This is a genomic window from Paenibacillus sp. Soil522 (assembly GCF_001428245.1).
Classification (GTDB): domain Bacteria; phylum Bacillota; class Bacilli; order Paenibacillales; family Paenibacillaceae; genus Pristimantibacillus.
Genome location: NZ_LMRV01000085.1, coordinates 1 through 11401 on the forward strand (window position 1 = coordinate 1; position 11401 = coordinate 11401).

9 protein-coding genes and 2 pseudogenes are annotated in these 11401 nt (G+C 44.6%); 4 read left to right on the top strand and 7 right to left on the bottom strand.

Annotation, left to right across the window (positions count from 1 at the left end; all coding sequences use genetic code 11):
* Nucleotides 1-188: pseudogene (locus ASG81_RS33210) on the top strand (hypothetical protein); the annotation flags it as partial.
* A gap of 145 nt (nt 189-333) precedes the next feature.
* Here ASG81_RS33210 and ASG81_RS25195 read toward each other — a convergent pair.
* On the bottom strand, nt 334-1557 hold the full coding sequence (locus tag ASG81_RS25195; protein WP_056640976.1) for an MFS transporter: 1224 nt from the start codon (nt 1555-1557) through the stop codon (nt 334-336).
* Nucleotides 1558-2426: 869 nt separating this feature from the next.
* Nucleotides 2427-3326 (bottom strand): F510_1955 family glycosylhydrolase, encoded by a 900-nt coding sequence (locus ASG81_RS25200; RefSeq protein WP_056640978.1) that lies wholly within the window; start codon nt 3324-3326, stop codon nt 2427-2429.
* A 611-nt stretch (nt 3327-3937) separates the two neighbouring features.
* Here ASG81_RS25200 and ASG81_RS25205 point away from each other — a divergent pair.
* Together ASG81_RS25205 and ASG81_RS25210 are read left to right on the top strand one after the other, a co-directional pair.
* Nucleotides 3938-4168, top strand: a complete 231-nt coding sequence (locus tag ASG81_RS25205; RefSeq protein WP_056640981.1) for a hypothetical protein — start codon at nt 3938-3940, stop codon at nt 4166-4168.
* Nucleotides 4165-4686 (top strand): DUF2269 domain-containing protein, encoded by a 522-nt coding sequence (locus tag ASG81_RS25210; RefSeq protein ID WP_200961608.1) that lies wholly within the window; start codon nt 4165-4167, stop codon nt 4684-4686. The genes ASG81_RS25205 and ASG81_RS25210 overlap by 4 nt, the downstream gene beginning before the upstream one ends.
* A 141-nt stretch (nt 4687-4827) precedes the next feature.
* Here ASG81_RS25210 and ASG81_RS25215 read toward each other — a convergent pair whose 3' ends face one another.
* The 5 genes from ASG81_RS25215 to ASG81_RS25235 form a co-directional block, all read right to left on the bottom strand.
* Complete coding sequence (locus ASG81_RS25215; protein ID WP_056640984.1) at nt 4828-6273, bottom strand: UDP-N-acetylmuramoyl-L-alanyl-D-glutamate--2,6-diaminopimelate ligase; 1446 nt, start codon at nt 6271-6273, stop codon at nt 4828-4830.
* Nucleotides 6274-6625: 352 nt separating this feature from the next.
* On the bottom strand, nt 6626-6874 hold the full coding sequence (locus ASG81_RS25220; RefSeq protein WP_235549020.1) for a glutaredoxin family protein: 249 nt from the start codon (nt 6872-6874) through the stop codon (nt 6626-6628).
* A 20-nt stretch (nt 6875-6894) separates the two neighbouring features.
* Nucleotides 6895-7515, bottom strand: coding sequence for a nitrite reductase (locus ASG81_RS25225; protein WP_155971921.1), 621 nt, complete (start codon nt 7513-7515; stop codon nt 6895-6897).
* A 40-nt stretch (nt 7516-7555) separates the two neighbouring features.
* Complete coding sequence (locus ASG81_RS25230; RefSeq protein WP_056640992.1) at nt 7556-9991, bottom strand: heavy metal translocating P-type ATPase; 2436 nt, start codon at nt 9989-9991, stop codon at nt 7556-7558.
* A 27-nt stretch (nt 9992-10018) separates the two neighbouring features.
* Complete coding sequence (locus ASG81_RS25235; protein ID WP_056640995.1) at nt 10019-10219, bottom strand: copper ion binding protein; 201 nt, start codon at nt 10217-10219, stop codon at nt 10019-10021.
* Nucleotides 10220-10581: 362 nt separating this feature from the next.
* Between ASG81_RS25235 and ASG81_RS25240 the strand changes: the two are divergent.
* A pseudogene (locus ASG81_RS25240) lies at nt 10582-11326 on the top strand (MBL fold metallo-hydrolase).
* Nucleotides 11327-11401 lie beyond the last annotated feature (75 nt).

Sequence of the window (11401 nt, forward strand, 5' to 3'; positions counted from 1 at the left end):
ACGCCTTCGGCAGTAAGGACTTTGACTTGTTGCGCAGTCTCATCCAACGTACGTTAGCCTTATATGAAGTTCGTGTTCCTCAGACCGGAGATTTGCCGCCGGCTTCCTTCAGATTCCACCTCGCGATGGACACCCTTGCCTTAAGCTATGGCTACTACTGCCTTCACCATTCGGGACTCGAACCCTAGAGATAGCGCCCATGCTGGGCGCACNCACCTCGCGATGGACACCCTTGCCTTAAGCTATGGCTACTACTGCCTTCACCATTCGGGACTCGAACCCTAGAGATAGCGCCCATGCTGGGCGCACACAGAGGAGGGGCTGAACATGATTTCAGCCCCTCCTCATCAAAGCTTGTCCCAGCTCGCGCCTCCGCTTCAGCCATACGCTCACGCCACCTGCAGCCATCATCATGCCTGTAGCGACGAAAATCCAATGGATACTGACAGCTAGTCCGAGCAGACCGCCTATGAGCGGTCCAAGCATGGCGCCAAACTGGTTAGCGCTCGTCGTGAGACCAAATGATCTGCCTCTAAACTGTTCATCCGTGCTTTGTACGACTAGCGTATTGACAATCGGTCCAATGCCGGCCATAAATAAGCCGAAGACGAATTGCACGATCGCGAACAGCCATAAGTCTTGCACGAAAAACTGCATGCTAATGACCAGCCCTGCTGAGAGCAAGCATATGACGAGAATGCGATAATACCCTTTCCTCTCGCCCAGTCTCCCCCAAACCGGGGAAGCCAGAATGCCTGCTATCCCGATCAGCGAGAGAACAAAGCCGGCTGATAGCACAGCCCCCTGCAGCCCGCCTTGCAATTTGGCGATATGCAGCGTGAGCAGCGGCTGAATCATATTGACCGAAAGCTGGAAGAGAACGAGGAGCAGAAGCATGCTCATGAGCGCGCGGTTGCGGAACGCCATGCGGTAAGTTACCGGCTCCGTCCGCTTCTTGCTTGCTGACGTACCTTCAGGGACTTTAGCTTCCGCTTTCCCTTCTCTGACCCAAATAATAACCGCCACTGTCGCGGCTAATATGATGATGGCAGCCGCGACAAACGATCTGCGCAGGCCGAACGCTTCCGCTAGCAGCCCTCCAAACAGCGGACCGAGAATGCCGCCTGTCATCGTGCCCGCCTGCATCATTCCGAGGCTCCAGCCCAGCTTCTCCTTAGGCGCAACCGATGCTACAATCGACATGGATGCCGGAACGAATCCGCCCACAAAGCCATGCAGCATCCTTACACCCACGAGCTGCCACGGCGTCTGCACGAAGGCGATTAAGGCATAAATAACCGCAAGGCTGAGCCCCGCCCGGATGACCATTCTCCGCTTCCCGTATTTATCTGCGAGCAATCCCCATAATGGAGCCATTACTGCTCCGACAAGAAAAGCCGAGGAATGGACGATTCCCGCCCATAAATTAACGGAGCTGTCCGGTACTCCCAAATCGAAGAGGAATAGCGGCAGGAAAGGAACCGACATCGTATAGCTTGAGCTGCAAAACAGAACACCGAACCATAAGATCCACATTGTACGCTTCCATGATTCCACGTTTGGTTCCCCCTGTATGCCTTAATGTTCGAAATCCGGTGCATTTTCACTAATACCCACTATACGCCTCCTTTACCATTTGTTCAAAAACCGCAAGAAGGAGAATTTTTAAGCATAACCCCTGCAAACCTCGTCTAACGAAGCTTAACGAGGTTTTTTGCGCTTAGAAACGATCATCACACCTCAACATGTAAATGGATTGCCTTCACCTTCGTTGAATCTTGATAATGCTTGAACTTTTGCCCTTTAATCGCCACAAAAATAACGTGGTAAAATCTTTTATTCGTATGGAAAAAGCTGTGATTCTCTACAAAGTGTAGAAAATCACAGCTTTTTTAGTTAACACACAAGAGGGATAAATACGCTACTCCACCCAATATGGGCAAATGCCATTAAGGCAGGACATTCGCACAGTGAATATCTTAGAAAGGTGATCACAAATTGAAGGAGATCTGATAATGCCAACCCATATGATGATGCCGACAGGAACGCTTCGAATGCTTCAAGATTGTGCAAGTATGTGTTATAAAACGTGCGACATGCTTCTGAATAGACCAGATGCCCATTTAAGAAGGCCTCAAATTAAATTACTAGCTGATTGTGCAACCATTTGTGAAGTATGTGCAAAATTCGTGGCAGGAAACAGCATTCTAATGAAGTCGATTTGTGAATATTGCGCATATGTCTGTGAAGTCTGCGGAAATGAATGTTTAAAACACCCAGACCAAGAATCTCAAAGTTGTGGACAAATGTGTTTGAAATGCGCTAGAGAATGTCGTACTCTTGCCATGCAACTTAGCCACAGCTTATAAGATAACGGTAAACGGAATCCCCCTTCTTTGCAGGGGGATTCCGTATTTTTATGATACTTATTTTGAGGATATACCATTGCCTTTATCGGCAATTTTCGTCCAGTTCAATCCTAAGTCCTTGCTCAAATAAATGTCTTTTTTAAAGGTAGCTACGGCAATTTCATTTGCATCTTTTGGGTTTTGGGCGATATAAGACACAGCATCATCATTATCTAAGACTGGCAATTTCATTTCCTCTTTCTCTTTCGAGGTTAAATTGATTTTTATAAAATTCGGGTTGTTCGCGCCTGCAATTAATAATTCTCCATTTTCCTCAAAGATCACTGAAGTAATAAATAAGCCGGGCAACAGCATTTCAAAACGATTGCCAAAATCATTGGAAATCAGCAATCCGCTTTTTGTTCCCATTGCAATGGTCTTTTCATCTGTCGGGTGAACGGCAAGTGCGGTTGGCTCTTCGTTTAATCCCGCCGCGGCGCTTTTTGTCCACGTTTTTGCTTCGTCTGTTGAATAGAACAGTCCAGCAGAATTTAGTTTTGAGTTTTGCTGCTCATTTATCACGTATATGGCATGGGTCTTATATCCGACTGCCATTGTGTGAAAATCACTCTCACTTTCAAATCCGAGCTTTGTTAGGTTCTTTCCAAGGTCTGAACTTTTTACAATTCCAATCGGATTTTTCAATGTTGAACCAGGACCAGGATGACCGCTGCTGTAAAACCCATTATCAACCGTTTGGAAACCCATATAATCGTTTTTTGGAGAATCGACATTTTCCCATTTTCCGTCCGAGTAGGAAACTAAGCCATCGTGGGCAGGGATAAGTATTTGTTTCCCGTCGCTTGTATAGCCAAGACCGTGTATATGCTCCATCGTGACTTTATTGTTTGAACATGCGCTTGTCACAAGTAAAATAACACAAATCGAGATTAGATAGATCCATTGTTTCCTTTTCATTTTTTTTTCGAACTCCTTGTCTGGTTTTTATTATGAAATAAATAATGGCCACGATAATGAGCGGAACTCTAATCCACATGCATAACACTGATTTCCCCGCCTAACAGTTCAACCATTTTTTTTACGATAGCATGCCGCCCATAATTCCTGCAAGCATTCCGTCCATTGCAGCCATTAAGCTGGACATTGAAGTAGATAAATAATCTTGTATTTGAGAAAATAGATCGATATGATGAGTGAAAAAGTAATAAAGCTGGTGAACATAATGGAGAAAACGGTACTGGTTGTCGATAACGATCAGGATATTGTAAGGCTGATCACAGAAAGTTTAATATTCGAACAATTTAAAGCCATTCCTTCATATTCCGGAAATTCGATTTAGCCTTCCGCTTGTAACATAACAATTTGTAATAAAAACTTTCAGTTAAAAAGGAAGGTTTTTTGAATAATCGCTACTTCATAATTCTTTAGATTTGCTTTATAACTTTTTATTTTCATTTTATCAGTGTTTTATTTTGCCCATTTACAATAGGTTTGACGGTATACTAATAAACATTGCTATAATGACTTTGGTACTTATAGATCATGAAAACAAAGAGGAGGATTTCTCAATGAGTAAATTACCAAACTTCAACAGCGACACCGGCGATGACACCGGCGTGAGGCCGAACGAGGATCGACCACCAAGCACACCACGCTGGGTGAAAGTGGTTGGGATCATCGTCCTGGTTCTGGTCATGCTGTTTGTCATAATGAAACTCGCCGGCGTCGGTGGTAACCACGGCCCTATGCGCCACATGCAGTCCTCTAGCGGCATAGAACAAGGAGTGAAACAGCCATGATCATGAAACCCGGCCTCCGGAAGTTCGCGCTCACCGCGCATATCGCTTCCTCGGTCGGCTGGATCGGCGCGGTCGTTGCTTACCTAGCTCTCGTCGTCGCCACTCAGACCAGCCAGGATGCTCAGACGGTGCGTGCCGCCTTTATCGCGATGGAGCCAATCACCTGGTTCGCCCTCGTTCCGCTCTCCTTTGCCTCGCTTCTAACTGGGCTTGTCATGTCACTGGGTACCCCGTGGGGCTTGTTCCGACACTACTGGGTCTTGGCGAAACTCCTGCTAACCGTCCTTGCCACCCTCGTCTTGCTGTCGTATACGCAGACAGTGAGCTTCCTAGCAGGCGTAGCGGCAGACCCCAGTGCTGATCTCGACAGGCTGGGGGGCGGGGGCCAATTCCTCCACCCCGGGATCGGCCTGCTGGTGTTGCTCTTAGTCTTGATACTGTCGGTGTACAAGCCGCGGGGCATGACCCGGTACGGGTGGCGTAAGCAGCAGGAGAAGCGTAAGGAGTCGCAGCCGTAGAAGCAGCGACTCCTGCTTGGCCTCGATCAACCGAGCGAACCCTATCCTGAATGCTGCCTTCGATGGAGTTTTGGTTTATATAAATTTCACGTAACACCATACATATTGGAGTCATGATAATTCCAATAATCAAAAGAATAACTAGGATTTATTGAGTAAGTATTGAATGGTATCTGGATCCGTATTACTTGGGAGAGCAAAGGTTTGTTGATACACTTCTCTTCCTTTTCCAGTGATTGCTACTTGATCTCCTTTTCTAGCTAGCTGCCAGGCATATTCAATAGCTTTAGTTCGATCCTCAATTATCACACACTTATTTCCACCAGACTCATTTGCCAACTCCTGCATTTCCGCTAACATACTTTTAATATCAGTCCCACTCAAATTATCCATGGTTAAAATAATTTTGTCACTCCATTCTACTGAAATCTTCAGCATCGTGCTTCTCTTGGATGGATCACTATCACCACGAAAACCAAATATATGAATGATCTGATTTTGTTTACGATTGTGTAATGTTTTAAGAAATTGTTCGAATCCATCCGGAGTATGAGCATAATCTACAATAAATTGAGCACCATTTGGATGAGGAAAAACTTCAAACCGCCCTGGAACACCTGGAAAATTGTTCAGAGCATGCTGAATAATGTTGGATTCAATCCCCATACGATGCGCTGTTAACCAAGCAGCGGCAGCATTCCAAGCATTATAAACACCAGGCAGAGACATTTTAACATCATAAAGCCTGTTTTCTTCCCTAATTTGAAAGTACAGAGGGGATTCTGAATGAATCTGGACAATTTCAATTTTATCTCCCCCCACTTCCCCAAAAGAGTATACCGTTTTATTTTGAGTCAAAAGTTGATCGATAAGGCGATTACCCCATCGGCCACGGCTGGTAATAATCGCTGCCCCATTTATTTTTGACTGGTTAAACAAGCGGGCCTTCGTCAAATAATAATCTTCTAAGGAATCATGGTAATCAAGATGATCATGACTAAGGTTAGTAAACACTGCATAGTCGTACTCTGTTCCTCCAATCCGATCCTGGTCAATGCCATGAGAGGAGACTTCCATTATTACGGTTTGGTCATTACTTTCATATAACCACTTTTGCAACTGTAATGCATCGGGTGTGGTCTGGCTTGAAGATATATCCACGCCGTTTATCAGATTAGATACAGTTCCAATAAGTGAACAGGTGATTCCCGCGGTTTCGATGATGTGGCGAAGCAAATGTGCTGTCGTCGTTTTCCCATTTGTACCGGTAATCCCAATCATAGTATGTCGCCTCGAAGGGTAATCATAGTACTGACTAGCTATCTGGGCTAAGGCCAAACGAGAATTGGATACACGATAATAAGGAACAGGTAAATGATATAACTCTTTTTCACCTACTACAGCTACCGCGCCGGCTTCTATTGCGTGATGAATATAGTCGTGACCGTCGACTTCAATTCCGGGTATCGCAACAAATAACTCACCTTTTCCCACTTTGCCGGAATGAAATTGAATACCAGAAATTAAAACCTCAGATGAATAAGAGCAATCAATTGTGACTGATTTTAAGCTTGGGTAGGGGTTCATAAATTACTCCTTTGGACTTAAACATTTTCTCGAATTTTTCAGAGCAGTTTCCACTGGTACGACTAGAGAATACTGAGTTGTGCTCGGAGTTTCTGGATTTATGGTTCTACTGCCACAGTTTTCGTTAATATGTACACTACAACATATAGTTATTTACCAAAAAATAATGAATTAGTATTATGTCCTCCTTAAAGAATTAAGATTCCAGATGGCAAACATAGCAATAAATCATATTCAAAATGGATCATCATTGATTATAATCACACACAGAAAAAACCGTTAGCTTATGCAGACGGTTTTTATTTATGAAGATGTTTTATTTGATATTGTCGTACTATTCCGTTCGTAATCCTTAATTTAATAGTTCGCTAATTTCTTTTAGATTCTCAGCAAATCCAACAAATACTTTGTCATTAATGACAATCGTCGGAACGATCTGCTTCCCCGTCAAATCCCAGACTTCTCTTGCATAGAATTCATTTTCTTCACAGTTGAGCTCGGTAAATGGAATTTGATGCTCATTAAAGTAACGTTTCGCATAGGTGCAATCACTACACGTCGGTATCGTATAGATTCGCAATTGTTCTGTCAAGGTTATCACTCCCCTCCATTATCGACTCTCTAACCGGTAATATGTTTCAGTTGATCGAGTGTCATTCGATTTATGAATTTACTGAACTTCTCTTTTCCTTTAGCATATTCTTTATAAAAATCAATGATTGTTATAATTACCGGCACCAACTGTTCTTCCGTTAATCCGGATAGAAGCAGTTTGGCTATAGACGTTTTAAGACCTTTTGGTTCTCCTCCGACATAAATGTCGAACGTATTCCGCATTTTAACTACACCAATATCCTTAAGCAGCGGCTCGCTTGTGCCTAGCGCGCAGCCTGCATAGCCTATCTTTAGCGGCGCAGGCGTTTCAATGCCGGCAATGGCTTGATTTAAAATTCGTGCCGTATCCAAGCCCGCCTCTTCAGCCCCTTTACAAAAATTGCAGGCAATCAGACTTTTAGTCACAAAGCCCGTCGCATATACTTCAAGGCCGGTGAGCTCAAGCTCCTTCTTGATGGCATCGCGTCGATCAATCGGCACTTCCACGTAGAGCTGTTTGAACGTCGTCATTTCAATTTTTGCATCCGAACCTACAACGGTGCTAATCTTGGCAAGCTGCTCTAAAGAAAATAAGCTTCCTCCAACTTGAATTGCGGGATTAACCGCTATCTTCGTTTTTTCTCCCATGATCATTCTCCCTTATTTTTCTTCAGGGTTACTAAAAGAATTAATGGCGCACTTTGACACGCTGCAACCGAAGGGCGTTCAGAACGACGGAAACCGAACTTAATGCCATCGCCGCGCCTGCTACCCATGGTGCTAATAAACCAATCGCGGCAATGGGGATCCCGAGTGTGTTATAACCGAGCGCCCAGAATAAATTCTGCTTGATGTTGTTCATCGTTTTACGACTCATGTAGATTGCGTCCGGAATGCTCGAAAGATCGCCACGCATCAGGGTCACATCCGCTGCTTCCATGGCCACGTCTGTGCCTGTGCCAATTGCCATTCCGACATTCGCCGTTGCAAGGGCAGGAGCATCGTTAATGCCATCCCCGACCATGGCTACTTTTTTACCTTGGGCCTGCAGCTTTTTCACTTGTTCCGCTTTTCCTTCCGGTAGTACTTCTGCAAGCACATGATCGATACCGACTTGATCTGCAATGGCTTTTGCCGTACGTTCATTGTCACCTGTTATCATGATGACTTGTATTCCCATATCCTTCAGTCGGCTGATTGCGGCTTTTGAAGTTTCTTTTACCGTATCCGCCACAGCAACAATACCGACGTATCGTTTATCCACTGCGACAAGCATAGCTGTTTTCCCTGTTTCTTCAAGACGAGACATTGTGTCATAGGCAAGCTTTGCATCCACTTCGAATTTCTCCATCAAGCGGCGGGTACCGATCAGCAATTCTTTTCCTTCCACAACTGCCTTAATTCCAAAACCAGGGATCGCTTCGAATGCTTCCGTTCCAGGAAGCACGATATCTCTATCCCTTATGCCCGCAACGATCGCTTCTGCAAGCGGGTGCTCCGAATTTTTCTCGGCGGCGCCGACAAGTCTAAGAAACTCCGTTTCTTCGCTTTCAGTCAGAACATCTGTCAGCTCCGGTTTCCCTTTTGTGACTGTTCCCGTTTTGTCTAATATAATGGTGTCAATCTTATGGGTCTGCTCCAGATGCTCGCCGCCTTTAAATAAAATACCAAGTTCGGCAGCGCGTCCTGAACCAGCCATGATGGAGGTCGGTGTTGCCAGACCAAGTGCGCAAGGACATGCGATTACTAGGATCGCGATAGCTTTTTCCAAAGCTTCAGCAAAATCGCCCGGCGTAACGAAGAAGAACCAAATAAAGAACGCGACTACTGCGATACCGACAACTATTGGAACAAAGATGCCGGAAATCACATCTGCCACCCGCTGAATCGGTGCTTTAGATCCTTGAGCTTCTTCAACGACTTTAATGATCTGCGCAAGCGCCGTTTCTTTGCCGACTTTCGTCGCTTTAATTCGGAGCATGCCGTTTTTGTTGATCGTCGCTCCGATAACCGCATCGCCGGATATCTTCTCCACGGGAATGCTTTCACCCGTAAGCATCGACTCATCCACAGATGATGTTCCTTCAATGACTTCCCCGTCTACAGGAATTTTTTCTCCTGGTTTCACAAGCACAATGTCCCCCGCAATGACTTCATCCACTGGAATGGAGAGCTCCTGACCGTCTCGGATAACTAAGGCGGTCTTCGCTTGCAGCCCCATCAAGGATTTAATCGCTTCCGACGTCCGGCCTTTTGCGAGCGACTCGAACAATTTTCCCATAATAACGAGAGTAATCAGTATTGCACTCGTTTCATAGTACAGAGATGGTCCATGATGCAAGGAGGCACCGCCTGAGAACCAATCGATCGTGAGATATAAACTGTAGAAATAAGCTGCCGAGGTTCCAAGCGAAACTAGCACATCCATATTGGCACTGCCATTGCGCAGTGCTTTATAAGCTCCCACATAAAACTGCTTTCCAACATAGAATTGAACCGGTGTGGCCAGAATTAGTTGGAGCCATGGATTCATGAGAATTTCCGGCATGTAAATCCACGTCGTGAACGAAAAATGGCCAACCATGCTCCATAAAAGCGGGAGAGAGAGAATCGCAGATAGAAGCAAAATTCTTTTTTGATGCCGTATTTCTTTTTCGCGATGGTCACCCTTTTTTTCATTCTCTTGTTTTGTATTGGCTTTATAGCCTAGCTGCTGCACCTTACTCTGCATATCGGTTATGGAGATTTCGCTTGGGGAATATTCGACGCGTGCCGTTTCCATTGCAAAATTAACCGTTGCATTCGTCACCCCGGGCATTTTGTTAAGACCCTTCTCAATCCGGTTTGCACATGCGGCACATGTCATACCTTCAAGTTGGAAATCGACGACTTCCTTTGCCGTGCCGTAACCCAATTTATTAATGCTTTCTTCCAGCTTACCTACGCCCATTAACGTAGGATCATAAGTGACGCTTGCCTTTTCTAGAGCGAAGTTTACAATGGCGGATGTTACGCCTTCTAATTTGTTCAAGCCCTTTTCGATTCGATTTGCGCATGCGGCGCAAGTCATGCCTGTGATTTGCAAAGTAATTTGCTTGTTTTCGTTCGTTATAGATGGTTCCATAATCATTCACTCCTTTATTTACGCAGATTACACAACGTCGTAGCCTTGCTCTTCGATAGCTTCTTTTACTGCTCCAATGGTAATCTGATTCTCGTCATACGATACTTCCACTGTATTATTCGTGAGATCGACTTTTCCGATTGCACCGATTTCTTTCAGTGCTCCTTCAATTGAATTCACGCAATGCTGGCAGCTCATACCTTCCACTTGCAATATCGTTTTCGCCATTTTTAATCTCTCCCTCATTTAATTAATGATATTTCATTATTTCAAGCAATTCGAATCGATTGATTTACTAACATTCATTTCCATCACCTTCACAACCTCAGTATACCCCCCCACCCTATATTAGTCAACAACTTTTTACGATACCCCTGTACCCTATTTAATTCAAAAAAATAAGCAGCATTTCTGCTACTTAGTCATGGTATTCTTTTTGAACAGTCCAGGCTCTCTTGTTCGATTACGTACAAACGAGCTGCTTTTAGTTATTGTTTCTTATATTTGGTCAATTTATAATCGAAATCGAGCACGGTGTTTTAAAATTAGACTTGAAAAACCATAAATCTTTACACGGAGGGATGAGTATCATGCGGATTATTCAAATCGATACAGCATACCAATTAACATATTTCAAAAATGAGTCTTTGTCTGTTAATTGCTACCTTGTGGAGGAGGTTAATGGGCTAACCCTTATCGATACTGCCATACACGAAAGCTACAAAGATATATTGGAGGCGGCTAATAAGATTGGTAAACCGATTACTGGAATTGTATTGACCCATGCACACCATGACCATATTAGGCGCACTAGATGCAATTAATCAAGCATATCCTGAAATACCTGTCCATATATCCACCCGGGAAGCTCGATTATTGGACGGAGATCGAACGCTAGATCCAGATGAACCAGATACCCCGATAAGCGGCATCATACCTATGAATATAAAAACACGGGCAAACGTGCTGCTCCAAGAAGGCGATCGAATTGGCTCCCTCCTTTCTTTGGCAACGTCTGGTCATACTCCAGGATCGATGTCGTTCCTCGATATACGCAACCATTTCTTATTCGCCGGTGACGCTTTTCAAACAGCTGGCGGTATGGCGGTGGCCGGTCAACTCCGTTCAAGCTTTCCTTTTCCAGCCTTAGGTACATGGAATAGACAAGTTTCGCTGGACAGTGCTCGTAAACTTCTTCGTTATCAGCCGTCATTACTTGCAGTAGGTCATGGAGAAATGCTCGAGCATCCATATACTGAGATGGAACTTGCTATTACCGAGGCTGAATACAACATTAAAAATGAGAGCAAGGAGTCTGTAAAATTCTTTGTGTAAACTCCAAAACCTATTAAAATAGGAATAGACGAAAGGTTGGGAGAACACATGGGACTTTGGACGAAACAGCAGCTA